Here is a 25,444-nt window from a genome sequence, read left to right on the forward strand (position 1 = left end):
GGATCGCGTCCAGCATCTGACGGTGACAATAGCTTTCCGGCTGCCCGCCCCGCCCCTGGAGCCAGGCCGGCACCGGCAGCAACGGTCGGATGGTCGCCCACTCCGCGTCCGTCATGTCCGACGGATACCGGCGCACCCGATCGGGATGATCGACCGCGTTGCCGTACACGTGCGCGAGGCAATCACACGATGGTGCGGCCGAGTTGAACTGGACAGGCTCGGACACGTACAACAACGACACCAGGGCCTCCCGGCACTGCTCGGTTAGATTCGCATCCCCGAGCTACCGAGAGGCCCTGCCTTCATGCGCATACAACGGGAACATCACCCCGACGGGAACCTGTTCGACCCGCACGTTCCGTGATCGGTTGAGATACGGCTTCTCAGCTCAACCAGTTGCAGGCCAATCGACTTGACGACCGGCCTGACGTCCCTGCAGCGGACCTGAACTTGCTGGGCGCCGGCGTCGGCTGTTGCCTGCACGAGCCGCTCCGTCAGCACAACCGCCGCAGCGCAGCGCTGGAACGCTGGATTGCCGCTGTCGGCGCCGAGAGCCCGTCTCAGTTGGCCGGGGATGACGCGGACCTGGATTGCCACCCCGGCAACATGCTGGCGACCGGCCGGCGATCACAGGAGTCATCGACTGGGACGGCGCCGCCCGCGGTGATCGTCGATTCGACCTGGTCACCCTGCGCTTCGGCATCCATGCCAAGAAGACCGACACGGGAATGACGGAACGCCTCGACGCCGTCCTCGACTCGCTCCCCGAAGAGATCCTGCGCCCAGCATGGGCCCACATGAGCCTTCGCATGGTCGACTGGGCCATCAGACACTTCAGTCCGATCGACGTGGAGCACTGGCTGGACCTTGCAGAACGACGCGCGAGCTGACGCCCCAGCGAGAACGCAGCCCTCGGCTCTGCCAAGCCATCGGACGTCGTCTTGTCGATGAGACGGCCGAATTCACGTGCCGCGATGGACGGCCTTCGTACACACTGCACGGATGGGTGGTGATGGTTCTTGGTCGCTGCAGGAGAGGGCTCTGCGACATGTAGCAGCCCTGTCGGTTGGAGGGCCGCTCGACTCGGGACTGCGGTTGACGATGAACTTCCATCCCGACCGCTTGGTGGGTGATCGTCTGGTCCTCCTCAAGATGGCGGAAGACGGCGTCTACTGCTCGCAGTTCGTGACCGGCACCAGCAACGGCGGCCTGACCGCTTATCCAGGTGGTGACCGGTGGCGATGGGAGAGCCGTGTCTTCGGTGGTGCCTACGATCGTGCCGAGGCTCACGCACGGCCGGTCTACGGCGCGCTGAACTACCGGCGCGCCTCCGTCGGCGGCGCGCCGCGGTTCGGCTCCTCGCACTTCAGGCTCGCCGCCCACGCCCTTGAACGCGCGACCTTCTGCTACCCGGACAGTTCGACCGATCCTTCGGCATTCGGTGTCGCGAGCCGCTGTGCCCTGATCGACCTGGCCCAGACCGATGGGTTGGACGCCTTGGACGGTCACATCGAGGCACAGATCCACGGGCCGGTCAGGCTCGACCGTGACGTGGAGGCGCTGGCCCTGGATCCCAGCTATCGCGGGACAGCCGTGGAAACCGCCGCCCGCCGACTGCCGTGCCCGGTCGAATGGCATCCCGGTTACCACATCACCGCGGACCATCTGCGGCGCCACCCGGACTACCGCGGACAGGAGTATGTCGACCTGGGCGCCGAGATCGCGGCCAACGGCAGCCTAGACCCTCGCACCATCGGCGAGGCCGCCGCCACCAGCCGCTACGACCCACAGGCACTGAAGAAGGTCTGGCACTGCCTGGCACGCTTCGGCGCGCCGCTTCCCACCAGCGTGGAAGCCCTGCACGCCGTCGCCATCTGCTGCTTACCGGAAGCAGCGGGGCCCTGAACGACAGCGTCGTCCTCACCGAGAGGGTGACGCGGTCGGGCGGCGATCAGTTCGTAGGCGCGCGTGAAGGTGCATGTCATGCCAGCCATCGGCATGCTGCAGCCCTTCACCGGCGAAGTCCCGGCGGCCGCAGAGAACTCCGACGATCTCCGCCCCGGAACGGACGACGCGGCACAACAGCTCTGGGTGACGTATCGTCTCCTCGATGAACTGTTGCCACTGCCCAATACCCTCCGCGGTGACAGCAGACCCTCGTTGCTCAAGAATCCACGTCTCATCAACACCAGCGTCTTCGTTCGGGTAGGTCTGGAGCCATGCCCTGAGCAACATATGGCCCACGGATTCAGCACCGTTGGGGTCGGACACTTCGATCAGCTGGACCATGGGGTCATTCTCAGGGTGCGACCGAGGTATCGCATGCCGATATGCCACTCGAGCTATGTAGACAGCGGGATCACCTCCTACCTTCCGGTTACTAGGCGTCATGCCAGCCCGTCCCGTTCGGCACCGTCCGATGCTGAGCCACCGTGGACTGCCCCCGGCCTCAGCGCCTTGCGAGAAGTCCGTGTGTGATCAGCAGGTTTCGCACTTCTGTCAAGGACGCGGCACGCGTGTGTGCCTGCCGGAGTGCTTCCTCTCGGTGGGTTGTCGTCAAGCCGATCACCGTGCAGCCGGCCGCCACCGCCGCACAAATACCTGCGGGGGCGGCCTTTGGCTCCACGGAAGGGTCAGGCCCGCGTTCACTACGGCGCGGTCGAGTTCGAGACCGTTGCAGAAGCGTGCAGGTGGGGCAGGTCGGAGAAGGGCAATACAGCTAGGCCGGGCAGGCCCCGAACAGGTCGTGCAGCAGCGGGTAAAAACGGCGGCGCGCGGCCCGGCGGAGGTAGTCCACGCCGCTGGTCCCGCCAGTGCCAGGCGTGTCGCCGATGAGGCGGGCGGCGAGGTCGGCGTGGCGGGTCCGCCAGGCGACGACCTCCTCGTCGTACGCGTACAGGTGGGCCACCAGCCGCCGCAGCTCGCCGGTACCGGGCTCCTGCCCGGCGGCGATCCGGGCCAGGGTCGCGGGCAGACTGTCCTCTCCCGCGGCTTCCCCCACGTCCCGCCCGCCGGTGTCCAGTTCGCGCAGGAGGTGCCGGAGACCGTCCCACACGCTGGGCTCGGCCAGGCGTCGCAGCACCGCGTCCCGTTCCTCGGGTCCCAGGCCGGCGCAGGCCCGCTCGGGCGGGACGGGCGCCTCCCGCCCGGAGAGGAACTCCAGCTCCCGGAACTGGGCCGACTGGAGCCCGCTGGCCGGCGCCAGCGCGTCGCGGAACTCGGCGAAGTCGGCGGGGGTCATGAACTCCAGGACGGCCAGTTGCTCCAGCAGCACCCGGCCGACGACGTGGATCCGTTCGAAGACGCGGGACGCCGCGGCGGGCCGGCCGGCGAACATCTCGTCGCGCACCAGTTCCAGGTCGGCCAGCAGCAGCTTGAACCACAGCTCGTAGGTTTGGTGCGTGACGATGAACGCCAGCTCGTCCCGGGCGGGCGGCCGCACAACGGGCACCTGGGCGGTGAGCAGGTCGGCCAGGCGCAGGTAGCCGCAGTAGGTCAGGGGGCCGGACGGCGGTAGCCCTGACGGGGACGCCGGTACGGAGGAAGCGGTCGCCATGGTCACTCGCCCCCGTCCCCCGCAACCAGCCCGTGGCGGGCGAACTCCTCGTAGGCGCCGGGCACGTCGAAGACCCCGGCGGAGCGGCACATCCGCACGGTGGACCGGGTGATGGAGCGGATGCGCTCCCGGTCGGTCGCCATGTGGTCGTCGACGACCCCGGCGATGACGTCGGCGTCGACCCCGGCCAGGGCGAGGGACGCGCGGGCCGGCCCGAGGTCGGCGGCGAGGCAGTCGTGGATCAGGGCAGGCAGGGCGTGGGCGGCCAGGGCGCGGTGCCGGGCGTCGAGCGCGTGCCACAGCCGGTGGAAGTAGCCGGAGAAGAAGCGGTGGTGGCGGCCCTCGTCCCGGGCGTGGTCCCGCATGAGGTCGCGGACCGTCGTGATGACCGTGGTGTCGCCGGGCAGCTCGTTGAGGACGGCGGTGATCAGCGTCTCGAATACGACGACCTGTAAGAGCCCGGCGAGGACGGGTTCGCCGGGCAGCAGCCGGTTGGCCGTCGCGACGAGCCGGTCGACGAACCGGCCGTAGTCCCAGTCGGGTACCGGCACGCCGGTGGTGTCGGCGATCTGGTGGGCCAGGTCGAGGCTGTACAGGGCGTGGTAGCCCTCGTCGCAGTAGACCTTGAACGCGTCCAGCCGGTCGTCCGGTGTCAGTTCGACGCCGCTGCGGCCGTTGGCGATCCGCTCGGCCGCGGTGTTGACGACCCGCGTCTCCATGTGGGTGGTCGATATCAGGAACTGGTACAGGTGCCGCAGCGCGAGCGCGGAGCGCTGCTGCCGGTCCAGGCCGGCCAGGAGCGGGTGGTCGAGGAAGGGCACCAGGCGTTCGGGGAAGAAGACCTTGCCCTGGTCGCTCTCGTCGTGGAAGAGCCGGCGTACGCCCGAGCGCACCCCCGCGGCGGTGTACCACTCGGCGAAGGGTCCCGTCGCTCCGGCGTCTGCGCCGTCCGGGGCCGGTGTCGCGGTCGTCATCTCCTGCTGTACTCCGTCATCGTGTCCGTCGGGTCGGTGGTCTTCGCCGCGTGCGCGCGGCGAGCAGCCCGCCCAGGCGCTCGACGGCCACGCGGACGGTGGTGGGTTCGGTGGTGTGGCACATCCGGAACCAGCCGGGTTCGGGGGCGGCGAACATCCCGCCGGGCAGCATGCTGACCCGGCGGTTCTCGAACAGCTCGCGCCACAGGGCCTCCTCGGCCGCGTGCGCGGTGTCGGGGCCAGACGCGCCGGTGGGCAGGGCCGCCCGCAGGTCGAGCCACACGGAGAAGCCCGCCTCGGCCGGCAGGTGGGGCACGCCGTGGTGCTCCAGCGCGCCGGTCGCGGCGGCGTACGAGGCGCCCAGCCGGCGTCGCCCGGCGGCCAGGTACCGCGCGACCCAGCCGGGGTCGTCGGTCAGGAGCCACGCCAGCAGTTCCTGGGTCTGGGTGGACAACGGCGCGAAGTAGGCCAGTTCGCGGGCCGCGGCCAGGACGTCCGGCGCGGTGGTGTGCAGGACGCCCGCCTTGAAGCCGGGGAGGGCGAAGTCCTTGGCGAAGCCCCACACCACGTGGACCCGTTCCGGGGGCAGCGGCGAGCCGGTGGCGGCGTCAGCGGCGCTGACGAACCGCCGGGGCCCGAAGACGCTGTGGGCGTACAGCTCGTCGCTGATGACGTCGAGGTCCAGTTCGGCGGCCACGGCCAGCAGCCGGCGCAGGACCTCCGCCGGGTAGACCTGCCCCAGCGGGTTCGACGGCGACGACAGCGCCAGGGCCCGCACGGGGACGCCGTCGCGCCGGGCGCGCTCCACGGCGTGGCGTACGGCGTCCGGCGCGAGGGCGAACCCGTCGGCGGGCGACAGCGGGGCGGGCAGCAGCCGGGCACCGGACCGGCCCGCGAGGTCGACATCGAATGCCCCGTAGTAGGGGGCCGGGACGACGATCCCGTCGCCGGGGTCGCACAGCGCGGTGGCGACGACGTCCAGCGCGGTGGTGGCGCCAGCGACGACCACGAGGTGGCCGGGGTCCACCGGGGTGGCACGTGAGGTGGCCGACAGGAACGCGGCGATCGCCTCGCGCAGCCGCGCCGAGCCGTGGAGCGGCGCGTACCGGGTGGTGGCGGCGTCGGGCGGCGGGGCCTCGGCGAGGCGGGGCGCCAGCAGGTCCGCCACGAGCCGGTTCTCGGCGGTGCCGAGGTTGACGTAGCCGCCGGGGTTGCGTTCCGGGTGATACGGGTCGGCCTCGGCGCGGAAGTGCGCGGCGGCGATGGGCGGTGACGCCTTGACCAGCCGGCCCGCCTGTCGGGACACCATCGTCACCACCCCCGCCCGGCCTGCCCGGTCCAGTCGTCGTGGCCCGGGGTGCGGTCCAGGGCGGCCGGGTCGCTGCCCAGCCCGAGCGAGGCGTCGACGACGGCCCCCCGCAGGATCCGGGCCGGCTCCTCGCACAGCCACCACAGGACGTCGGCGACCTCCGCGGGCTCGATGAGCCTTCCGCCGGGCAGCCCCGAGGTGAGGGCCCGCAGCCGGCCGGGGTCCAGACCGTCGAGGGTGCTGGCGCGGAACATCCCGGTGTCGACGGCCCCCGGGCACACCGCGAACACGTCGACCGGCAGGGCCGACCACTGGGCCGCCAGGTGCCGCGTCAGGTAGGCGACGGCGGCCTTGCTCATGCCGTCCGCTACGTCGAACTGGGGGAACACGGCGACGCCGCCGCCGACGCTGGAGACGTTGAGGACCTTGCCATAGCCGCGGGCGATCATCGCGGGGGCGAACTGCCGCACCAGCCACAGCGGCCCGAGGCAGTTGACGCGCAGGAACGCGGCGTCCCGGTCGGGGCCGGGCTCCGGCGCGTGGCGGGCCACGGTGGCCGAGCCCACGGCCGCGTTGTTGACCAGGACGTCCACCCGGCTGCCGGCGAGCGCCCGGCCCAGTTCCTCGTGGCTGTCCCGCTCCCCCTGCCGGAAGGCGAGCGCCGTGACCTCGTGGCCCTCGGCCGCCAGCTCCGTCACCAGCTCCTCCGCCGGTCCGACACCGCTGTGGTAGGTGAAGAACACCCGGTCCCCGGCGCGGGCGAACCGGCGCACCGCGGCCGCGCCGATGCCGCGCGACCCCCCGGTGACCAGTACGCCGCGACGCGTCCGCGCGTCCGTGTCCGCACTCGTTTCCCGCACGGGTCCTTCCTACCGGCGGTCGGCGGGTGGAGTCCCCGAAGTCGTCGGCAGCCGCCACGACTTGTCCAAGTCGCCGGTGAGCAGCGCGACTTGTCCATGTCGGCGGGCCGCCGCGGGCCGTCCCGCTGCTAGGGTCGCGGCGCCGAGAGGAGGTTCCGCGTGACCGAGGCGACCGAGGACCGCTCCGTCCTGACCCGGCCCGCTCCCGCGCCCGACGAGGTGCTGCGCTACGGCCCGGACACCGCCCACCACGTGGCCGACGTCTGGCGGCCGGCGCCGGGCGCCGCGACGGGCCGCCCGCCCGTGGTGTTCCTGCACGGCGGGTTCTGGCGGCCCGACTACGACCGCGGCCACACGCGCCCGCTGGCGGCGGCGCTGCGCGACGCCGGCTGGCCGGTCGTCTCCGCCGAGTACCGCCGGGTGCCGGGCCGGCCCGACCTGACGACCGCGGACGTCCGGGCCGTGCTCACGGCCCTCGCCGCGCTGCCCGGCGACGCCCCCGGCGGCACTCGCAGCGGATACGTCCTGGCCGGCCACTCCGCCGGCGGTCACCTGGCGCTGTGGGCGGCGGCCGCGCCCGGCGTGCCGCCGCCACTGGGCACGCTGGCCCTGGCCCCGGTCGCCGATCTGCGGCTGGCCCACGACCTGGCGCTGGACGAGGACGCCGTCCACGCGTTTCTCGGCGCCGGTCCGGGCGGGCGCCCGGACCTGGACCCCGTCCGTGCTCCGGGGCCCGGCTCGCCGGTGACGATCCTGCACGGGGCGGCGGACCGGATCGTGCCCCCGGCCGTCGCCGCGTCGTACGCGGCGGCCCATCCCGGCACCCGGCTGGTCCGCCTGCCCGGCGCCGGCCACTTCGCGGTGATCGACCCGCTCAGCGCCGCCTGGCCGGCGGTGCCGGCGGCACTGGCCGAGCTGGGTGGCCCGTCCGGCCCGGACGGCCGTCCCGGGGCGACGGCACCGGACTGACCGCCCGGCTCCGCGCGCCGCGGCCGAGCCCAGGGCGGCGGGATCGATGCGGCCGAGGAAGTCTCACTCGGGCCACTGCACCGACGAGGGAACCGTCCGCGGTCCACCCTGATGCCCGCTGTCCTGCGGGAGCTGGACGACCACAAGCGAGCAGGCCGCAAACCCGAGATCCAGGAGGCCGCGAAGAAGGCCGACCGCCGGCTGAAAGGACTGCGCACCAACGGCAACGTGCTGCGCGGCGTCCGAGTCGCAGGGGACGTCCACGCCCTCTTCGAGTCGCCGTAGAAGTCCCAGCGGTGGGTGTAGAGGGCGATGGAGTCGTAGGTGACCTCGACTTCGACGGTGCCGGAGAAGTCGAAGGCGGCCATCGAGGAGTTCTGCGCCTGGTTGCCGCCGGTGACGGGGTTGATGAGGGCGAGCCTGACCAGGTGGACGCCGAGCGTCTGCCAGGTGCCGCCGACGGGGCGCACCTTGACGGTGAAGGCGTTGTTCGTGGGCACGCTCGGAAGAGGCGGGTGGACGACCACTCTGTTCACTGGTTGCTCCTCCTCGCCGGGTGCGGCGGCGTGCGCGCGGTGCCGCCCAGGAGGCCGGTGGCGCGGGCGGCCTGGAGGGTGGCGCGTCGGGGCTGGGGACGGACTCACTCTGCTCCTTGGAGATGTGCGGGGAGGCGGTCACTTCATGCCGGTCGTGGAGATACCGGCGATGAAGCCGCGCTGGGCCACCAGGAAGAGGAGGAGGGGAGGCAGGACGTACATCACGGCGCCCGCGGCCATCAGGTTGAGGAGCGGGTTGCCGGCCGCGTCGGTGTAGGCGCTGGTCAGGGCGACGGCCAGGGTGGTCTTGTCGGCGCTGAGCAGCAGCGACGGGGCAATGAAGTCGCCCCAGGTCCAGCCGAAGGAGATGACGAGGCTGGCGGCGATGGCCGGCCAGGACTGCGGCAGGAAGATCCGGAAGAAGATGCCGGTGTAGGAACAGCCGTCGACGATCGCCGCCTCCTCCATCTCACGCGGCAGGCCGACGAAGAACTGCCGGAACAGGAAGATCAGGAACGGCGCGCCGGCCAGCCCCCACAGCACCCACGGCCAGTAGGTGTTGATCATGTTCAGCCGGGCGAAGACCAGGTAGGTGGGGATGAGGGTGATGATCTGCGGCAGCATCATGGTGCTCAGCAGCGCCGCGAACATCGGACGCTTGCCGGGGGCGGACAGCCGGGCGAAGCCGAAGCCCACCCAGGCCGAGCTGAGGGTGACCAGGACCGAGTAGATGCCCGCGATGATCAGCGAGTTGCGGGTGTACCCGAGGTAGTTGACGCCGTTCCAGGCGTCGGCGAAGTTGTGCCACTGGAAGTTCTCGGGTAGCCAGCGGATGGGGAGGGCGGCCAGTTCGTCGGGGGCCTTGAGGGCGGTGATCAGCAGCCAGCCGAAGGGGCCGAGGAGGAGTCCGGTGACGAGGACCAGGACGGTGTAGAGAGCAAGGCGGGGCGCGTTGAGCTTCACTTCTTCGCCTCCGGTTCGACGTTGTAGAACACCGCGCCGCTGGTGGCCTTGAAGATCAGGGCGGTGACGACGACGATCACCGCGAACAGGATCCACAGCAGGGCGGAGGCGTATCCGAAGCGCCCGTACGCGAAGTACTGCGCGAACACGTTAATCATGTACATGTAGTTGTCTTGCGGCACGGTGGTGGTCCCGGCCATGCTGCTGTCCGCGGCGAGCAGCAGCGGCATGAACGTCTGGAGCGCGCCTATGACTCCGGTCACGCCCTGGAACAGGAGCACCGGGGAGAGCAGTGGCAGGGTGATGCTGCGGAACGACCGCCAAGCACTGGCGCCGTCGACGCGGGCCGCCTCCTGGAGCTCGCGGGGGATGTCCTGCAGGCCCGCCAGGGAGATGATCATGGTGTTGCCCAGCGCCCACAGAACGCTCATCAGGATGACGTAGCGGGCGTACGGGTCGGCCAGCCAGGCCACGGCGTCCATGCCGAAGAAGTCCAGGACGCCGTTGGTCGCGCCGGCGTTGGTGTCGAAGATCAGCTTGAAGGTGATCGCCGTGCCCACCGGCGGGATGACCGCGGGCAGGTACATCAGGGTGCGGAACAGGCCCCGTGCCTTCAGCGGGCGGTTGACCAGGACCGCGAGCACGAGGCCGCCGATCATCGTCATGGGCACGCTGATCAGGGTGAACCACGCGGTCCGGCCCAGCGACTGGCGCATCACCGGGTCGCTGAGCGCCTCGCGGTAGTTCTCCAGGCCGACGAAGCGCCAGTTCGGCGAGATGGCGTCGAAGTTGGTGAAGCTCAGCCACAGCGCGTAGCCCATCGGGAACGCCGTCAGCAGCACGAAGCCCACGAGCCAGGGGGCGGTGAACATGTAGAACGCCCGGCGCCGCCGGACGGCCATCGAGCTGGAGCGGCCGGTCGCCGCCGCGCCGGGCGCGCGCTCCGCCCGCGTGGCGGGGCCGGGCACCGCCCGTATCTCTTCGACGGTCATGACACGAGCTCCTTGCCGAGGTCCATTTGGTGGTTCATGCCTTCGTTCAGCTCGCGGACCAGGACGTCCAGGGGCTTGTCGCCGCGCATCGCCGCGGGCAGCGCCTGGTTCAGCACGGAGTCGAGGGCGGTGGAGCGCGCGTACGGGGTGAACGAGAGGGTCGAGAAGTACTCCAGCTCCGCGTTCTGGACCCGCAGCGCCTGCTGCTGGTAGAGCTGCTCGCTGGGCATCAGCGAACGGAGCGACAGCAGGGTGGGGATGCCCCAGCCGCCCGACGCCCGGCCCTGGGCCGGGCCCTCGCCGAAGAACCACTCGAACAGCCGCCACGCGGTGTCCTTGTTCCGCGCCTTCCTCGGCATCCAGAACCCGGTTCCCGACTGGCAGGTGCTGATCCTGGGCCGGCCGGCGAACTGGGGAGCCGGCGCGAGCCGCGAGGCGGCGGCGATCTCCGGGGACGAGGTGCCGACAAGGCCACCGAACCAGTAGCCCGAGTTGGACATCGCCAGCCGGCCGGCCTGGTAGGTCGGGCCGTCCCAGACGTTGGGATCGGGGTTGATCAGGCTGGGGCCGACCCGGGACTGGGCGTACTCGAGGTACCAGGTGAGGGCCTGCCGGGCCTCCGGGCTGGAGAAGTCCACCCGGCTCAGATCGTCGCTGAACAGTTGCCCGCCCGCGGCCGCGGTGATGGTCATCAGGTTCACGAGGGGGCCCAGGCCGTTGGCGCTCATGCCGAAGACGGTGGTACGACCGCCGTCCCGCTGGGCCAGCCGCTGCCCCAGGTCCAGCCATTCTTCGTACGTCAGCGGCTGGTCGTCCGGCGGGTAGTCGGAGACCCCGACCTGCTCGAACAGCGCGGTGTTGTACCAGAACATCGAGTCCTGGGAGTAGTCCTTGGCCATGCCGTAGCGGGGGCCCACGCCCTGACGCCGGCCGTCGAACCGCCACAGATCGTTGACCGGGTCCAGGTCGTCGACCCTCAGGATCGAACTGCGGGCGAAGTACGGGTCCAGGTCCTCGGCGGCCTCCCGCGCGACGAGGTAGGGGGTGTCGACCGCCCCCAGGCCCCGCACCAGGTCCGGCGGCTGGCCGCTGGCCAGCATCGCGGTCAGCCGGGTGGGGTCGTACGTGACGATATCGATTCGGATGTCCAGCTGCTCGGCGGCCAGCTGGACCAGCTCCGGCGATATGTCGTCGGCCGTCGCCATGACCGTGACCGGGTGCCGGCCGGCGCCCTGAGCGACCGAGAGGGCACAGCCGGACAGGGCGGCCGTGCCAACGGCGGCCGACAGACCGAGGAAGCGGCGACGACTCAGCGAGACGTCGAGGCGTGCGTGCATGAGCACACCACCCTTTCCCGAAGGTGTGCGTATAAGTGGGGCAGAGCCTGTGCCTGGGTGGAATCCGTGTCAAGAGTCTTGACGCACTTTCGAAACAGCCCTGTAATCTATCCCCCATGCGCCAGAAGTCCGGAGGATCACTGCAGGGGCTGCGACGGACCAACCAAGAACGGGTGTTGGCCCTCCTGCTCGCGGACGGGCCCCTGCACCGGGCCGCGCTCGCGCGCCGGGCCGGAGTCTCCAGAACTACGGTGTCCACGATCGTCAGCGACCTGATGGCCCGCGGCCTGGTCGTCCAGTCCGACGAAGAGCCGGGCGACGACCACGACGGGCGGGCCCGGGACTTGCTGTCCATCAACCCGGACGCGGCCGCCGTCGTGGGCATGAACCACGCCTTCGACGGTGTCTGGGTGCACCTCGGCGACCTCTCAGGACAGCGGATCGCCGGCCGGGGCACCCCCCTGGACCCCGATTGCGGCCCCGCCGAGCGGATCGCCGCCGGCCTGGGCGTCCTGCGGGAGCTGCTGGACGAGCACGATCTGCGGACCGAGCAGATACTGGGCGCCGGCATCGGCGTGCCCGGGCCGATCGACCACACCACCGGCGTCGTCGGAGTGTCCCTGCCCGGCGAGCCCTGGTCACACGTCCACGTCCTGGAGGAGTTCGAGCGCGCCCTGGGGCTGCCCGTCGCCGTCGAGAACAACACCCGGCTGGAGGCAGTCGCCGAGGCCCGCTGGGGCGCCGGCCGCGGGGTGCGGAACCTGCTGTACGTCGGCCTGTCCAACGGCATCGCCGCGGGCCTCATCCTCGACGGGCGGCTCTACCGCGGCGCGATCGGGGCCGCCGGCGAGCTGGGACACCTGTCGGTGAGCATCGACGGCCCGCCGTGCCGCTGTGGCAACCGCGGCTGCCTGGTCCTGCACGCCGGCATCCCCGCCGTGCTCGCCGCGCTCCGCCCCGTCTTCGGGGAGGGCACCGGCCTGGACGAGGTCCTGTCCCGCACCGCGGCCGGGGACCGGGCCGGCGAGGGGGTGTTCTCTGATGTCGGCACGGTCGTCGGCCAGGTGCTGGCCAACCTGTGCAACCTCCTGAACCCCGAACGTGTGATCGTCGGCGGCGAGATCGCCCAGGCCGGAGAGGCGTTGCTGGGCCCGCTGCGGACCGCCGTTCGCCGGTACGCGCTGTCCCCGGTCCGGGACGTGGACGTGGTGCCGGCCGAGCTGGGCCTCGGCGGCCGGGTCGGTGCGCTCGGCGGCGCGGCGCTCGTCCTCGGCGAGACCGCGGACCTGGCCGCGTCGCTCAACCGCTTCACCGTCCGGCGGGCCACGACATGACGCGGCTCACGCGCACCCCCGCCTCCGCCATCGAGGAGTCCGCATGACCAGTACCCGGTTCGAGGGAAAGGTCGCGGTCGTCACCGGCGGCGGCGACGGCATCGGCGCCGCGTGCGCGCGCCGCCTCGCCGCCGAGGGAGCCGCCGTCGTCATCGCGGACATCGACGAGGCGGCGGGCGAGCGGGTGGCCGCCGCGCTGCGCGCCGACGGCCATCGGGCCGACGCCGTCTTCTGCGACGTGGCCGTCGCGGCCGACTGGCAGCGCCTGTCCGAGACCGTGCTCAACCGCCACGGCCGCGTCGACGTCCTCGTCTCCAACGCCTACGCGATCGCCATCCGGCCCGCGCACGAGCTGCCTGAGGGGGACTGGGACCGTGTGGTGGACGTCTGCCTCAAGGCCACCTACCTCGGGGTCCGCGCTCTCCACGCCCCGCTGCTCGCCGCGCACGGCAGAATCGTCGCCGTCTCCTCCGTCCACGCCCGCCAGGGCCGGGCGGGGTTCGCCGCCTACGCCGCCGCCAAGGGTGGCCTGGAGGCCCTGGTCCGGCAGCTGTCCGTCGAGTACGGCCCCGCTGTCCGGGTCAACGCGGTGACCTGCGGTCCCATCGCCACCGCCCAGTGGCGGTACACCACGGCGGCCGACCAGCGGGCCGAGGCCGAGAACACCGTCCTTCGCCGGTTCGGCACCTCCGAGGAGGTCGCTGCCGCGGTGGCGTTCCTCGCCTCGGACGACGCCGCCTACACCACCGGCGCGGCACTGCCCATCGACGGCGGATGGAGCGTCCGGCTGTGACGGCCGCCGCCCATCCCCACCTACCGGAGCTGTGATGAAGATCGTCAGTATCGAGACCTTCCTGGTGCCGCCGCGCTGGCTCTTCGTGCGTGTCGAGACTGATCAGGGCATCGCCGGCTGGGGCGAGCCCATCGTGGAGGGACGCGCCGAGACGGTCGCCACCGCCGTAGAGGAGCTGTCCCACCTGCTCCTCGGCGCCGACCCCCGCCGGATCGAGGACCACTGGCAGGTGCTGGCCAAGGGCGGTTTCTACCGCGGCGGCCCGGTGCTCTCCAGCGCCCTGGCGGGAATCGACCAGGCCCTGTGGGATATCAAGGGCCGGGCGCTGGACGTCCCCGTGTACGAGTTGCTGGGCGGCCCGGTGCGGGAGAAGGCTCGGGTCTACCGCTGGATAGGCGGCCGGGACGCCGCCGAACTCGCCGAGGCGGGGCGGCGCGCCATCGCCCAGGGCTACACCGCCGTCAAGTGCAACGTCAGCGCCCAGCTGCGGCACCTCGACAGCGCGGCGGCGGTGCGCGGCGTGATGGAGCAGCTGACCGCGCTACGCGAGGCGGTCGGCTGGGATGTGGACATCGCCTTGGACTTCCACGGCCGGTTCTCCACCGCCATGGCCCGCCGGACCCTCCCCCTCCTGGAGCCGCTGCTGCCGATGTTCGTCGAGGAGCCGGTGCTGCCCGAGTTCTCCCGGGACCTGGCCGCCGTCGCCGCAGGCACCTCCGTCCCGCTGGCCGTCGGCGAACGCCTGTACTCCCGCTGGGACTTCCGGGACGTCCTGCCCACCGGCATCGCCGTCGCCCAGCCGGACCTGTGCCACGCCGGCGGCATCTCGGAGGCCCGTCGCATCGCCGCCATGGCCGAGGCGTACGACGTGGCGTTCGCCCCGCACTGCCCGCTGGGCCCGATCGCCCTGGCGGCCAGTCTCCAGGTCGACTTCGCGACACCGAACTTCCTCATCCAGGAACAGAGCCTCGACATCCACGCCCCCGACGACAACGAGCTGCTCGCCGTCCTCGCCGACCCCGGCTGCTTCCGCTTCGCCGACGGTCACGTCGAGCGGCCCCTCGGCCCCGGGCTCGGCATCGAGATCGACGAGGACACGGTGCGCCACATGGCTGCCAAGGGGCACCGCTGGCGCAACCAGATCTGGCGGCACGCCGACGGCTCGTTCGCCGAGTGGTGAGACGTCGGACGGTCCGGCGACCGGTTCCTCCTCTGCGCGGTCCTCACGTCGGCGGGCGGTGTCCGCGCGGGTCTGTCGAGGAACGTGCGCCAAGCCATGGTGACCAGCAGCCCTTGGCGTCCCGTGGCGGGTCGGTCGCCCAGACTGGAGCGCCTCGACCCGAGCGTCCTGCAGCCCAAGGTCGCCCATGATCGGCTCGGCCGCCGCCGTGGCGTCGAACCCGACTCAGTCGTCACAGGCCGGGCCGGTGACGTCCACCTAGCTTGCGGTTGTGCACCTGCCAGCAGCCGAAGATGAAGTCCGAATCAGAGCGCCCGTCGGCAGGCACGGCAGAACTCATGGTCGGACTCCTTGGGTCACGCGCGCTCGATCCTCGCTCGCCGGCCGTACCTCATGCTCCGGGGCGGGTGCGGAGCAGTCGCCGCGGCGCACCACCAGTTGGTCCTCGCCGGCGTCCTCGAGGAGTCATCGCGGGCGGCGGGGCCGGTCGATCGCAGCACGAACCGGACCTGCTCACACTGAGCGCCCGCGTGGAACAGGCCCTGCTCCGCGAGAACGAGACCCCCCGACCCCTCGACCCCTACGAGGGTTTCATCACAGCCATCCTCACGGAGATCCGCTCGGGGCAGCAGCACCGGATGACGACCGTCTGCCACGGCCACCCCCGCCCCTGCTGGTCCTGACACCCGCGAGCGCTCCCCGGTACCTGCCGGCCCCGGGGAGCGCCCCACCCCTCGGGTTGGGCACGGGGGCACGACAACCGGACACGTACCTGTGCGCGACCGACCTCCCGCCCGGAGCCTTCCTGCTGCTCTACACCGATGGAGTCACCGAGGCCCGCGCCCCCCACGGCAGCTTCTACGACCCCTCGATCAGCCTGCGCGACCGGGTCTTCGACGACCCCGACACACTCGTCGACGCTGTCATCGACGACGTCTTGGCACACACCGGAGGCAACCTCCACGACGACACCGCGTCCTGGCCAGCCACCATCCAACGAGCCCTTCGCGGCCAGGAGACCCGTCCGGGAAGCCTGCCGAGTAGACGCGGAGCAGGCTCACCCGATGAGAAAATGCTGACGGGACGCCCCCAGCGTGACGATGACACAGGAAGCACGGTCAAGGGGCTTGGTTTCGACCGGCTGATCAACACCAGCCACCAGGTCATCATGAACGGTCCCAGCTACCGACCCGACAAGCACCCCACACTGGAGACGGCCGGAGGGCGAGGCTCACCGACGCCAACGTGGTCGCCGTGGAAGGGACCACCGGTTGCTGGACGTGGCCACTCGACATACCCGCGCCGCGGCATAAGGAGTGAGTGCTTGGCACTGAGGACTGTGGCGTGGCCCTGGCCCGCCGTGACCGCCTCGAACGCCTGACGGCCGGTTGCGCCGTGATCTCGGCTGGGGCCGTCGGGTTCGGACGAACCCGGCGGCGGGCCGGCCTTGGGCGTCGTGCCCCGCGTCGCTGTTCACACCGGATGGCGTGTGGCGGATGCCCGACATCCCCGCCGAGATGTCCGGCCAGCAGCAGATCCGCGCCTGGGGCCGACGGGTGCCGGAGTTCGTGAACTTCCTGGTACAGAACACCCATCCGGGCGTCATCCGGCTCGACGGCGACACCGCGTCCGGCCGTGCGTACATGTCCGAGGTCGGGCGCGGCTGCGACGGCCGGTCCGGAGTGAATTCTCCATCTACCACGACCGCTACCAGCGCACCCCGGGCGCCTGGAAGTTCACCGAACGCGTCTACGAGATCCGGTACCTCGACGAGAGCCCCCTGACGGGGTCCGTACCCCGGCGCGGCGCGGACGCCCGCTGACGGACTCGTCGCACCACACTGCAGAACAGGAGAATCGGACATGACCAGGATCGGCATCATCCTCGGCAGCACCCGCCCCAACCGCAACGGCGAACAGGTCGCCACGTGGGTCCACGACACCGCGTCGCGCCGCACCGACGCCGAGTTCGAACTGATCGACCTGCGTGACCACCCGCTCCCCCACCTGGACGAGCCGCTGGGGGCCAAACACGGCCACTACCAGCACGAGCACACCCGGGTCTGGGCGGCCAGGATCGCTTCGTTCGCAGGGTTCGTCATGGTCACCCCCGAGTACAACCACTCCGCCTCCGGGGTGCTCAAGAACGCCCTCGACTACCTGTACGCGGAATGGAACAACAAGGCGGTCGGCTACGTCTCCTACGGCGTCGTCGGCGGCGCCCGGGCGGCAGAACAACTACGGCTGATCTGCGGCGCGCTGCAGATGGCCAGCGTGGGCCAGCAGGTCACGCTGTCACTGATGACCGAGTTCGAGCACTACGCCACCCTCAGGCCAACCGACCACAGCGCCACCGCGCTGGACGCCCTTCTGGACCAGGTCGTCGCCTGGAGCGCCGCACTCGCGCCGCTGCGCGCCGCTTCCCAAACCGCTGCCTGAACAACGATCAGGATCCGCGGTATGACCGTGGCGGTCCGCGCCCGGCGCCAACTCGAGCGGGTTCAACTCGCTCTGTCCGCATGACATGACGCCACAGCGATATTGATCGTGGACGGGACCTTGCTCGCACAGGGAAAACCCCTGAGGAGGATTAATTCATCGTGGTCACCAGCATTCTGGGTTCCGCGGCCGCGCGTCGGAAGGAGCGGGGGAATCAGCACGGAATCGGCAACCCCACGAGCCGGAGCGACGTTCATGAGGTTCGTTGCCGTATCGCTGGTCGCCGCCATGGTCGGCGTCTGCTCGGTGGGCACCGCTGACGCCGACAGCCAGGAAAGGGGCGGGGTCGAAGTCCTCGAACTCGGAGTTCAGAACGATCAGTACGTGGTTTCCGATCTCGGCCAGCCAGGGCCGAGCGTGGGTGACATGCACGTCTACTCCGGCACGGCCATCAGGGATGGTCGCGGTGTCGGACGTGGGGGGGCGATCGTGTCAGGTCATTCACGTCGAGAGCGAGGAACTCACGACGCAATGCCTGATCACGATAGAACTCGAGCGCGGCTCCCTCACGATGCAGTCGCTCTGGTCGGGGCGAACGAGTTCGCTCGACATGGCCGTCACCGGCGGTACGGGCGTCTACGGCAACGCGCGGGGCACTGCTCGCTACTGGGACATCGCCACGCCGGACGAGAGGCTGCGCGCTGAAATCCTGCGCTGACTTCGCGCTGACACGCCAACGGAATCCGGACCGGGTGTCACGTCGCTCGACGGCAGCGGCGTGGCTCGGCCGGGAGATTCGGCTGGGTGCGGCGGCCAGGTGCGCCCTGACGAAGTCGTGCCGTTAGGGCGGCGGTTTGGCGGGAATGATGTGGACCCACACACGCTCAAAGACCTTCCTGACCTTCGCCGGCCGCTCGCGGCGCTCAGCGCGGGACCTGGTATCGGCCTCGCTTTCGGCATCGCCCGGCGCACGATCACCTCCTGGTGCCTGCTCCTCCCCCAACTCCTCGATCAGGGCGATCACGTCGCCGACGAGGTGCAGCAGCGTGTACGACGCGACGTCCGGCGGCTGCTCGCTCCGGGCCTAGCCACGCTGGTCAGGGGCGACAGCCCGGTACCCGGCCGCCGCCAGCGCCCCGAACTGGTGACGCCAGGAGTACCAGCCTCCCGGCCAGCCGTGCAGCAGCAGAACCAGCGGCCCCTGCCCCTGCCCGGCGATGTGCAGCCTGACCCCGTTCACGTCTACGAAGGAGTGGGTGAGCGAACCGTCCACACCAGCCTCCTTGAATCGGAGAGCTCGCACCACCTCAGAAGATGCGCATTTCTTGCTATTTTCCCATTTGCACGTACAGGGTATCCGGGTCAGCGGACAGCTGCGACTTGATCCAACGGGTGGTGTCATCGGCCAGCACCTCGTGCGCCCCCGCCTCGATGCCGTCCAGGGCGGCCACGGCCACGTCACGGGGGTCGGCCTTGGGTGCGTCGATTCCCGACGTCATGTCGGTGTTCACGTAGGCCACGTGGAGCCCGGTCACCGCGAGGCCGCGCCGCCGCAACGCCAGGCGCAACGAGTTACTCCGCGACCACAGGGCGGCCTTGGACGCGCTGTAGGGCGTGCCGTCGGCCAGCCAGGACAGGGCCGAGTGGACGTTGAGGATGTGGCCCCCGCCGTTGCGCTCGATGATCGGCGCGAAGGCCCGGGTGACCAGCAGTGGCCCGTAGAAGTTGGTCTCCAGATCCCGGCGCACGTCCTCCGTCGGCGACTCGAGGTACGAGGCGCCGACGGAGGCACCGGCGTTGTTGATCAGGATGGTGACGTCCTGGGCCTGCTCGGCGGCGGCCGCCACGCAAGCGGGGTCCGTTACCTCGAGCGCCAGCGGAACAGGCGTGGGTGTGCGTCACCCTGCGCGGGTCGCGGGCCGTGGCGTAGATCCTGCCGGCACCGCGCGCGTGGAGCTCCTCGACCAGCATTCTGCCGATGCCCCGGCTGCCTCCGGTGACGAGCACGGTGGCGCCCTTTATCGCTGTCACGACTACCTCCAAGAGTTGGGAAACGATCTGGCGCAGGCGCGCGGCACGGCGCCACGGACATCTCCGTCGGAACATCGATCTCGTTCCGCTCCGCGCACACGCCACTCCACTCGCCTCTCACGGGGTGCTTGGGCCCGGCCGGGCGTCAGCCGGCCAGCCGGTTGAGCTTGCGGATCTGCTTGTCGAAGGCCCGAGTGGGAACGACGCGGCGCAGTGTGCTCACGCGTCCGGCCATGGAGCCGGCGGTGTAGCGCAGCTTCGGCTTGGCGTCGGTCGCCGCAGTGACGATCACCTTGGCGACGAGGGCGGGGGCGTCGCCGCTCTCGATCGCCTCCGCCATCAGGCGGTCGAAGGTGTGCCGCTGCTTCGCGTAAATCTGCAGGGGCGTGTCGGGTTTCCCGCTGTTGGCCTCGAATCCGGTCCTGGTGTAGGCGGGTTCGACGAGAAGCGCCCGGACGCCGTGCTCACGGATCTCGTGGTCCAGGGACTCGGTGTACCCCTCGATCGCATGCTTGGAGGCGGCGTAGACGGCCATGTAGGGCGAGGGGATGAACCCGACCACGGACGAGATGTTGATGACGCGCCCTCGACGCTGAGCGCGCATGTGCGGGAGGACCGCCTTCACCATGCGCATGACTCCGAAGACGTTGGTGTCGAAGACGCCCTGGGCCTGCGCGACGGAGGTCTCCTCGGCCGCGCCCGTCGACCCGACGCCGGCGTTGTTGACCAGGACGTCAATCCGCCCGAACCGCTCGACCACCTGTTGGACCGCGGTGGTGACCGAGGCGTCACTGGTCACGTCAAGGTCGAGGAACGTCACACCGTCGAGCGGAGTGACGCGTGAGGTGTCGCGGCCTGTGCCGACCACGTCGAAACCCGCTGCGACCAGCGCGAGCGCGGTTTCCTTCCCTATGCCGGACGACGCACCCGTCACGAGTGCCACCGGCCGATCTGCGGTCATCATGGACCCCCGAACTCTTGAGAAACCGATCGGTTTCCCTCAGCGTAAACCGATCGGTTTCCATGCGCAAGTTCCAGCGTCGATCCGGCCGGGGCCGCCGTGCTCTTCTTCGCCGCCGGCCGCGTGCAGGTCGGCCCGTCATCAGAAGTCGGCGTTCGGCCGCCGTCGAGGGCCGGGAGCGCCCGGCGCGGACTGCGGGGTCGCCACATCACGGCGGTCGCTCATGCGCGGCTGATCTCGGAGCACTCCGAAGCGCTCCAGACGCAGATGCGGGGATACGCCATCGCGGCAGCCGCCGAGGCGCAGGGCGAGGGTGAGCAGATCGGCGAACTGCTCCGGGCCGGCGAGACGGCTCCGGGAAACCATGCACCTGCCGCCGGCCGCCGACAGCATGGTCCTCCTCGCGCACGGGACGCCCGGTCGGCAACAGCCCTACGGCCGTCGGACCTCCCCCAGCGGAGGTGCTGTCCGGAATCTTGATACCAGGTCCGCTGCGGGCCTGCCCTGACGGCGACCGTCAGCCCATGCCTGCCGCATCGAGCAGGGTGGCCACAGTGGGCGCGATGAGGCCGGTGAGGGTGTCGGCTCCGATCCCCGCGCGGGCGCTGGCGCCGTCGAAGACCAGGCTGAGCTGTCGGGCCAGCAGGTCGGGATCGCTCGCGCCACCCTGTTCGGCCTCGGAACGGAAGAACGCCGTCAGGTTCGACTTGACCCGGTGAGCCACCTGACTGGCGGGATGGCTCTGATCCTTGAGCTCGACCTGCACCGCCAGGTACCGACAGCCTCGGAACTCGGGCGCGACCGACTCCGACTCCACCTGCTCGAAGACGTGCAGGATCCGCTCGCGGGGTGAACGGCCATCGTCCGCGGGGGGCAGGAGCGTCGCCACATAGGCCGAGGCGCGATCCTCCAGGCTCGCCGCCAGCAGTTCGTCCTTGCTCTCGAAGAGCTGGTACAGGGAGCGCTTGGACACCCCCGCCGCCTTGCACAGCGCGTCAATGCCGATGCCGACACCCTCCCGGTAGGTGAGCGTGGCCGCCGCCTCCAGCAGCCGCTCCCGGGGCCTGGCCTTCACTTCGGTGCTCATACGGTGAGGGTAGCTCGATTCCGGCAAAACGGAAACCGATCGGTTTCCGCGGCGCTCGGGGTGGCTACCCCTGGCCGCACGACAGAGGGGATGCCTGGGAGCGACCGTGCCCGGGGCCTCGTACGACGAGCCGGCCATGCGCGCGGGAGTCAACCGGCTCCTGACCGCACTCGACCTCCACGACGTGACGCTGGTCGGGGAGTCCATGGGGGCGGTACTCGCCCTGACCACCGCGGCCGATCTGCCGGAGCGGGTACGGCGCGTCGTCGCGGTGAACGCGTACGACTTCCGCGGCGGTATCGCCCGGTCTGGTCTCCTCGCCCGTGTGGTGGTCAGCGGTGTTCTCACTCCGCGAGTGGGCCCGGTGATCGCCGGGGTGGAGCCCAAGCCCGCCCTCCGCAGGATCCTGCAGGGCGGCCTCGGCGACAAGAGTGCGCTGCGGGCGGACTACGTGGACGAGCTCCTCCAGGCGGGCGGCCGCCCCGGCTACCCGACCGTCGCCCCCGGGGCGTGTATCAGAACCTGCCCAGCCTCATCGCGGCCCGCTCGCGCTACCCCGAGGTCAAGGTGCCCATCCACCTCGTCTACGGCGAGAAGGACTGGTCCCGGCCCTCAGACTGGGAAGCCAACAAGCAGCTGCTGCCGGCCGCCGACTTCACGCAGGTTCCGGGAGTAGCCACTTCATCGCGCTGGAGAGGCCGGAGCTGGTGGCCGACCTGTTGGACGCGGTCGCGTAACCACACCGACAGTGCCGCGGACACGAGGGCGCGGCCACCACGGGCGACGCGGCGGCCCGCAAGGCATACCGGGTCTACGGCGGACGCCAGCAACGTCACTTCCGGTGTCCCTTCATCTTCGTGCGTGTCTCGGCGTGCTCTCCGGGCCCGGTGCCGATCCGGGCGGTGGCCTCGGCCTCGGTGGGTTCCCGCAGGGTCCTCTGGGCCCAGGACCCTGATCAACTCGATTCTGTCCGCCGTACGCAGACACCCCATCAGACGGTGTGCTCTCATGCCGGGACAAGACCATCGCGTCGTCTCGCTTCAACGAGCTTCGCCACTCGGAAAGTTACGCGATGGCAGCGCTGTCACCAGGGGATGTGCGGAGATCGCTGTTACATAACTCGGCAACTCGGCCCGCCTTGACACGGCCGTCGCCGCGCCCCGCTCCGGCGTGACTCGTCTTGTGGAGTTGCTTCCCTCTGTTGACGGGCCGGTGTCAGACGGCCCTGAGCTCGGGCTCGGACTGATCCCAGCGTTCCTCGTCAGTGCTGGTGCCGTCACCCCACCGTCCAGTGCCTGATGGAGCCGCTCGCCCTCAATGTGCACGTTCGGCAGGGCACGGTCCAGCCAGCGCGGCAGCCACCACGCCGCGCGGTCGAGGAGGGCCAGGACGGCGGAGACGATGGCCACGCGGACGACGAAAGCGTCGAAGAGGACGGCGATGGCCGGGCCGAAGACGATGCCGACCAGGAGGATCGGCATCCTGCTCATGACCGGGCCGGTCTCCTCAACCCCGATGAGCCCGGCGGCCCAGCCCCACGCGAAGACCGCGACCACCGCGCCGAGTCAGGCCACCACGGAGAGCAGGAACCCGAAGACAGCCCCAACCGTACTGAGGCCGGAGCTCCCAAGCCATACAGGCATATATTCCCCCGCCGCAGCTACTCCGTCTCGGCTAGGCGGAACCTGCACCGTGGCGAAGCTGGAACACCACGCGCTCCGCGTCTCCTCCAAGCGTCCACAGGGACCCCACGTGCCCCCTGCGAAACGCCTCTGAGCCGTTCTCTAGGATCCCGTACCACGCCGATTTTCAGATCACCCTCTCGCGCTTGACGCGCTCCCCACCGAAAGGAATCGCGTGGACTGGCTCGACGACCCCCTGGCGGACGCCTCCGAGTTCATCTGGGGCCCCTTTCTCCTGATCCCGCTCCTCCTGCTGACCGGCCTCTACCTCACGGTCATGTTGCGCGGCATCCAGTTCCGGCAACTGTTCCCCGCCCTCTACCTCGCCCTCGTCCAGCGCAAGGAGCCCGAGGGAAGCTCTCAGGGAGACGTCTCCCACTACCAGGCGCTGACCACCGCGCTGGCCGCCACCATCGGCGTCGGCAACATCGCCGGCGTGGCCACCGCTTTCTACCTCGGCGGCCCGGGATCGCTGTTCTGGATGTGGATAACCGGCCTGGTCGGCATGGCCACCAAGTACTCCGAGGCGTTCCTCGGCGTCCGCTTCCGCCGCAAGGACGCCAACGGCCAGATGGGCGGCGGCCCCATGCACTACCTGCGTCAGGGCATCCCGGGGCGCACCGGACTCTTCCTGTCGGTGTTCTTCGCCGTCGCGGGCGCCGTCGCCGCGTTCGGCATCGGCAACGGCACGCAGGCCAACACCGTGGCCACCTCGGCCGACTCCCAGTGGGGCGTGCCGACCTGGCTGACCGGCGTGATCCTCACCGTGGGCGCCGCCGCCGTGATCATCGGCGGCATCAAGGCCATCGGCCGGGTCACCGCAGCTTTCGTGCCGATCATGGCGATCTTCTACGTCGCCAGCGCCGCCGCGCTGATCGCCCTCAACATCGGCGAACTGCCCGGCGCCGTCGAGTTGGTCGTCACTGACGCCTTCACCGGCACCTCGGCGGCCGGCGGATTCGCCGGCGCGGCTGTGATGGAGGCCGTGCGCTACGGCGTGGCCCGGGGCATCTTCTCCAACGAGTCGGGCCTTGGCACCGGCGGCATCGCCGCCGCGGCGGCGCAGAGCTCCCACCCCACCCGCCAGGGCCTGGTGTCCATGACGCAGACCTTCCTCGACACCATCGTCGTCGTCAGCTTCACCGGCCTTGCCATCGTCGTCACCGGCGTGTGGGACGACCCGGACGTGGCGGAGGGCGCGCCGATGACCATCGCCGCCTTCGAGGAGGGCCTCGGCGGCTGGGCCAGTCACCTGGTGGTCATCAGCATCGTGCTTTTCGCGGCCTCCACCATCGTCGGCTGGGGCTACTACGGCGACCGGTGCGTCGAGAGCCTGTGGGGCGTCAGGGCCATCACCCCCTACCGCGTGCTGTTCGTGCTCATGGTCTACGTGGGCTCGGTGACCGACCTCCAGACCGTCTGGCTCTTCTCCGACGTCGCCAACGGCCTGATGGCACTGCCCAACCTGATCGGCCTCGTCATCCTGGCCCCACTCGTCGTCCGGGAGACCCGCGCCTACCTCAGGGACCCGGAACGCGAGATCGCCCGCGCCCAGCAGGCGATGGGCACGCGGTAGACCGCGGGTCCCGAGCCCGCGAGTGCGGGCGGTCACCTCCCGGTTTCCGCGGCATCGGTCTCCGAGTCCTGGTTATGACACCGGAGACCGCCGCGGAAGCGCTGGTCGACGGCTGGCCGTCACGCCAAGCGAAGGCTCCCGCCACGGGATCAAGGATGCTTGGATCGACCTCTTGCATGTCATGCGGTCCAGCACTCCCCAGGGCAGGCGCATCAGCCCGCTGACCTGCACGATCCATCCTCCGACGCCACCGCCGTCCGCGGCGATCCGCGCCCGATGTCACTCAGCTGGTCACTCACTCCGTTCGCTCCCGGACGTAGGTGGGCTCCGCCTCAGAGAGCGCAGACTGTGACCAGTGCGGCAATTGTCTCTGAGTGTTCTTCGGGCAGGAGGTGTCCCGCCCCGGGCACGGTGTTCACCGTTGTGGCGAGGTGGCGGGACGTGGGCGCGGTCAGTCGCGAGGGGGGCAGAAAGACATCGTGTTCGCCGGTGGCGACAATGTTCGTCATCCGGCGAGCGCGGGCGAGCGTCGCGTCGGGGAGAGGTGCGGGCGCCAGGCTGGTGCGGCAGGATCGGGCCAGCGGGGTCATCCAGGTGACGAGTTCGGCTGGCGGTTGTCGGCCCGGCCCGTGCATCTGCCGGAGCAGCGCGGTGCTGCGGGCCTCGGTGGGACGTGCGAGCAGGGCACCCTGGCCGCCAAGACGCCGCCGGTGACCTTGAGTCGGGCGAGAGTTGGTCCTGGAGTGAGTTGGTTCAGCACCTCCTAGCCACTGGCCGTACTGGGTGAGCCGTGGTCGCCGGGGACGGTCGGCAACGCTCAGGCCTGGCTACCGGGCACGTCCACGGCGTAGGTGGGCCAGCGTGCC

25 protein-coding genes and 4 pseudogenes are annotated in these 25,444 nt (G+C 70.5%); 14 read left to right on the top strand and 15 right to left on the bottom strand.

Going from position 1 to position 25,444, the window contains the following annotated elements; all coding sequences use genetic code 11:
* The coding region (locus E1265_RS37765) for a transposase (RefSeq protein ID WP_132928423.1) at nt 1–169 on the bottom strand (169 nt) is incomplete at its 3' end.
* A 421-nt stretch (nt 170–590) separates the two neighbouring features.
* Between E1265_RS37765 and E1265_RS38500 the strand changes: the two genes are divergently transcribed.
* Both E1265_RS38500 and E1265_RS01585 read left to right on the top strand, forming a co-directional pair.
* A complete protein-coding gene (locus E1265_RS38500) occupies nt 591–890 on the top strand; it encodes a hypothetical protein (protein ID WP_243740460.1) in 300 nt (99 codons plus the stop codon).
* Nucleotides 891–1,002: 112 nt separating this feature from the next.
* Nucleotides 1,003–1,905, top strand: a complete 903-nt coding sequence (locus tag E1265_RS01585) for a DUF3626 domain-containing protein (RefSeq protein ID WP_132928373.1) — start codon at nt 1,003–1,005, stop codon at nt 1,903–1,905.
* Between the two features lie 15 nt (nt 1,906–1,920).
* Here E1265_RS01585 and E1265_RS01590 read toward each other — a convergent pair whose 3' ends face one another.
* From E1265_RS01590 to E1265_RS01610, 5 genes are all read right to left on the bottom strand, one after another.
* Nucleotides 1,921–2,289, bottom strand: a complete 369-nt coding sequence (locus E1265_RS01590) for a hypothetical protein (protein WP_132928374.1) — start codon at nt 2,287–2,289, stop codon at nt 1,921–1,923.
* Between the two features lie 430 nt (nt 2,290–2,719).
* A complete protein-coding gene (locus tag E1265_RS01595) occupies nt 2,720–3,556 on the bottom strand; it encodes a tryptophan 2,3-dioxygenase family protein (RefSeq protein WP_132928375.1) in 837 nt (278 codons plus the stop codon).
* Between the two features lie 2 nt (nt 3,557–3,558).
* A complete protein-coding gene (locus E1265_RS01600; protein WP_132928376.1) occupies nt 3,559–4,530 on the bottom strand; it encodes a diiron oxygenase in 972 nt (323 codons plus the stop codon).
* Between the two features lie 16 nt (nt 4,531–4,546).
* Entirely contained in the window at nt 4,547–5,839 is a 1,293-nt protein-coding gene (locus E1265_RS01605) for an aminotransferase class I/II-fold pyridoxal phosphate-dependent enzyme (protein ID WP_132928377.1), read from the bottom strand.
* Between the two features lie 2 nt (nt 5,840–5,841).
* Nucleotides 5,842–6,699, bottom strand: coding sequence for an SDR family NAD(P)-dependent oxidoreductase (locus E1265_RS01610; protein WP_132928378.1), 858 nt, complete (start codon nt 6,697–6,699; stop codon nt 5,842–5,844).
* 159 nt (nt 6,700–6,858) lie between these two features.
* Here E1265_RS01610 and E1265_RS01615 point away from each other — a divergent pair, with 159 nt between their 5' ends.
* Nucleotides 6,859–7,668: an alpha/beta hydrolase gene (locus E1265_RS01615; RefSeq protein WP_132928379.1), complete on the top strand. Its 810-nt coding sequence runs from the start codon at nt 6,859–6,861 to the stop codon at nt 7,666–7,668.
* A 111-nt stretch (nt 7,669–7,779) separates the two neighbouring features.
* A complete protein-coding gene (locus E1265_RS36745) occupies nt 7,780–7,953 on the top strand; it encodes a hypothetical protein (RefSeq protein ID WP_165953615.1) in 174 nt (57 codons plus the stop codon).
* Between the two features lie 389 nt (nt 7,954–8,342).
* On the opposite strand, the gene E1265_RS01625 is transcribed toward E1265_RS36745, so the two are convergent.
* The 3 genes from E1265_RS01625 to E1265_RS01635 are packed head-to-tail and all read right to left on the bottom strand — an operon-like array spanning nt 8,343 to nt 11,496.
* Nucleotides 8,343–9,167 (bottom strand): carbohydrate ABC transporter permease, encoded by an 825-nt coding sequence (locus tag E1265_RS01625; RefSeq protein WP_132928380.1) that lies wholly within the window; start codon nt 9,165–9,167, stop codon nt 8,343–8,345.
* Nucleotides 9,164–10,159 (bottom strand): sugar ABC transporter permease, encoded by a 996-nt coding sequence (locus E1265_RS01630; protein ID WP_132928381.1) that lies wholly within the window; start codon nt 10,157–10,159, stop codon nt 9,164–9,166. Before E1265_RS01630 ends, E1265_RS01625 begins: the two co-directional genes overlap by 4 nt.
* Complete coding sequence (locus E1265_RS01635; RefSeq protein ID WP_132928382.1) at nt 10,156–11,496, bottom strand: extracellular solute-binding protein; 1,341 nt, start codon at nt 11,494–11,496, stop codon at nt 10,156–10,158. The genes E1265_RS01630 and E1265_RS01635 overlap by 4 nt, the downstream gene beginning before the upstream one ends.
* Before the next feature lie 116 nt (nt 11,497–11,612).
* On the opposite strand from E1265_RS01635, the gene E1265_RS01640 reads away from it, so the two are divergent.
* From E1265_RS01640 to E1265_RS01670, 8 genes are all read left to right on the top strand, one after another.
* Nucleotides 11,613–12,830 carry an ROK family transcriptional regulator gene (locus tag E1265_RS01640; RefSeq protein WP_132928383.1) on the top strand — a complete coding sequence of 406 codons (1,218 nt, stop codon included), beginning with the start codon at nt 11,613–11,615 and terminating at the stop codon, nt 12,828–12,830.
* A gap of 43 nt (nt 12,831–12,873) precedes the next feature.
* Complete coding sequence (locus tag E1265_RS01645; protein WP_132928384.1) at nt 12,874–13,623, top strand: SDR family NAD(P)-dependent oxidoreductase; 750 nt, start codon at nt 12,874–12,876, stop codon at nt 13,621–13,623.
* Nucleotides 13,624–13,657: 34 nt separating this feature from the next.
* Nucleotides 13,658–14,803, top strand: coding sequence for a galactonate dehydratase (dgoD, locus tag E1265_RS01650; protein WP_132928385.1), 1,146 nt, complete (start codon nt 13,658–13,660; stop codon nt 14,801–14,803).
* Between the two features lie 530 nt (nt 14,804–15,333).
* On the top strand, nt 15,334–15,486 hold the full coding sequence (locus E1265_RS38505) for a hypothetical protein (RefSeq protein ID WP_165953616.1): 153 nt from the start codon (nt 15,334–15,336) through the stop codon (nt 15,484–15,486).
* A 23-nt stretch (nt 15,487–15,509) separates the two neighbouring features.
* Entirely contained in the window at nt 15,510–16,184 is a 675-nt protein-coding gene (locus E1265_RS38510) for a PP2C family protein-serine/threonine phosphatase (protein WP_243740465.1), read from the top strand.
* Between the two features lie 136 nt (nt 16,185–16,320).
* Entirely contained in the window at nt 16,321–16,587 is a 267-nt protein-coding gene (locus E1265_RS01660) for a hypothetical protein (protein WP_243740466.1), read from the top strand.
* Between the two features lie 78 nt (nt 16,588–16,665).
* A complete protein-coding gene (locus E1265_RS01665) occupies nt 16,666–17,241 on the top strand; it encodes an NAD(P)H-dependent oxidoreductase (protein WP_132928387.1) in 576 nt (191 codons plus the stop codon).
* A gap of 466 nt (nt 17,242–17,707) precedes the next feature.
* Nucleotides 17,708–17,959 (top strand): hypothetical protein, encoded by a 252-nt coding sequence (locus E1265_RS01670; protein ID WP_132928388.1) that lies wholly within the window; start codon nt 17,708–17,710, stop codon nt 17,957–17,959.
* 267 nt (nt 17,960–18,226) lie between these two features.
* Here the strand turns inward: E1265_RS01670 and E1265_RS01675 are convergent.
* The 5 genes and pseudogenes from E1265_RS01675 to E1265_RS01695 all read right to left on the bottom strand — a co-directional run.
* Nucleotides 18,227–18,514: pseudogene (locus E1265_RS01675) on the bottom strand (alpha/beta fold hydrolase); the annotation flags it as partial.
* Nucleotides 18,515–18,569: 55 nt separating this feature from the next.
* A pseudogene (locus E1265_RS01680) lies at nt 18,570–19,272 on the bottom strand (SDR family oxidoreductase).
* Between the two features lie 145 nt (nt 19,273–19,417).
* Entirely contained in the window at nt 19,418–20,236 is an 819-nt protein-coding gene (locus E1265_RS01685; RefSeq protein WP_132928389.1) for an oxidoreductase, read from the bottom strand.
* 138 nt (nt 20,237–20,374) lie between these two features.
* Nucleotides 20,375–20,626, bottom strand: a complete 252-nt coding sequence (locus tag E1265_RS01690) for a hypothetical protein (protein WP_132928390.1) — start codon at nt 20,624–20,626, stop codon at nt 20,375–20,377.
* 124 nt (nt 20,627–20,750) lie between these two features.
* Nucleotides 20,751–21,320: a TetR/AcrR family transcriptional regulator gene (locus E1265_RS01695; RefSeq protein WP_132928391.1), complete on the bottom strand. Its 570-nt coding sequence runs from the start codon at nt 21,318–21,320 to the stop codon at nt 20,751–20,753.
* A 106-nt stretch (nt 21,321–21,426) separates the two neighbouring features.
* On the opposite strand from E1265_RS01695, the pseudogene E1265_RS01700 reads away from it, so the two are divergent.
* Nucleotides 21,427–22,057 (top strand): annotated as a pseudogene (locus E1265_RS01700) (alpha/beta hydrolase); the annotation flags it as partial.
* Between the two features lie 552 nt (nt 22,058–22,609).
* On the opposite strand, the pseudogene E1265_RS01705 reads toward E1265_RS01700, so the two are convergent.
* Nucleotides 22,610–22,912: pseudogene (locus E1265_RS01705) on the bottom strand (hypothetical protein); the annotation flags it as partial.
* Between the two features lie 265 nt (nt 22,913–23,177).
* Between E1265_RS01705 and E1265_RS01710 the strand changes: the two are divergent.
* Nucleotides 23,178–24,578, top strand: coding sequence for a sodium:alanine symporter family protein (locus E1265_RS01710; RefSeq protein ID WP_132928392.1), 1,401 nt, complete (start codon nt 23,178–23,180; stop codon nt 24,576–24,578).
* Nucleotides 24,579–25,444 lie beyond the last annotated feature (866 nt).

It is taken from the genome of Streptomyces sp. 8K308 (assembly GCF_004348315.1).
GTDB lineage: Bacteria > Actinomycetota > Actinomycetes > Streptomycetales > Streptomycetaceae > Streptomyces.

What these genes read in the sequence shown, in the direction of transcription:
- E1265_RS01590 (WP_132928374.1), bottom strand. Translation starts at nt 2,289, where the DNA reads ATGGTCCAGCTGATCGAAGTGTCCGACCCCAACGGTGCTGAATCCGTG.
- E1265_RS36745 (WP_165953615.1), top strand. Translation starts at nt 7,780, where the DNA reads ATGCCCGCTGTCCTGCGGGAGCTGGACGACCACAAGCGAGCAGGCCGC.
- E1265_RS01600 (WP_132928376.1), bottom strand. Translation starts at nt 4,530, where the DNA reads ATGACGACCGCGACACCGGCCCCGGACGGCGCAGACGCCGGAGCGACG.
- E1265_RS01585 (WP_132928373.1), top strand. Translation starts at nt 1,003, where the DNA reads ATGGGTGGTGATGGTTCTTGGTCGCTGCAGGAGAGGGCTCTGCGACAT.
- E1265_RS01645 (WP_132928384.1), top strand. Translation starts at nt 12,874, where the DNA reads ATGACCAGTACCCGGTTCGAGGGAAAGGTCGCGGTCGTCACCGGCGGC.
- E1265_RS01690 (WP_132928390.1), bottom strand. Translation starts at nt 20,626, where the DNA reads ATGCTGTCGGCGGCCGGCGGCAGGTGCATGGTTTCCCGGAGCCGTCTC.
- E1265_RS01630 (WP_132928381.1), bottom strand. Translation starts at nt 10,159, where the DNA reads ATGACCGTCGAAGAGATACGGGCGGTGCCCGGCCCCGCCACGCGGGCG.
- E1265_RS01695 (WP_132928391.1), bottom strand. Translation starts at nt 21,320, where the DNA reads ATGAGCACCGAAGTGAAGGCCAGGCCCCGGGAGCGGCTGCTGGAGGCG.
- E1265_RS01640 (WP_132928383.1), top strand. Translation starts at nt 11,613, where the DNA reads ATGCGCCAGAAGTCCGGAGGATCACTGCAGGGGCTGCGACGGACCAAC.
- E1265_RS01660 (WP_243740466.1), top strand. Translation starts at nt 16,321, where the DNA reads ATGTCCGGCCAGCAGCAGATCCGCGCCTGGGGCCGACGGGTGCCGGAG.
- dgoD (WP_132928385.1), top strand. Translation starts at nt 13,658, where the DNA reads ATGAAGATCGTCAGTATCGAGACCTTCCTGGTGCCGCCGCGCTGGCTC.
- E1265_RS01665 (WP_132928387.1), top strand. Translation starts at nt 16,666, where the DNA reads ATGACCAGGATCGGCATCATCCTCGGCAGCACCCGCCCCAACCGCAAC.
- E1265_RS01605 (WP_132928377.1), bottom strand. Translation starts at nt 5,839, where the DNA reads ATGGTGTCCCGACAGGCGGGCCGGCTGGTCAAGGCGTCACCGCCCATC.
- E1265_RS01685 (WP_132928389.1), bottom strand. Translation starts at nt 20,236, where the DNA reads ATGATGACCGCAGATCGGCCGGTGGCACTCGTGACGGGTGCGTCGTCC.
- E1265_RS01595 (WP_132928375.1), bottom strand. Translation starts at nt 3,556, where the DNA reads ATGGCGACCGCTTCCTCCGTACCGGCGTCCCCGTCAGGGCTACCGCCG.
- E1265_RS01635 (WP_132928382.1), bottom strand. Translation starts at nt 11,496, where the DNA reads ATGCACGCACGCCTCGACGTCTCGCTGAGTCGTCGCCGCTTCCTCGGT.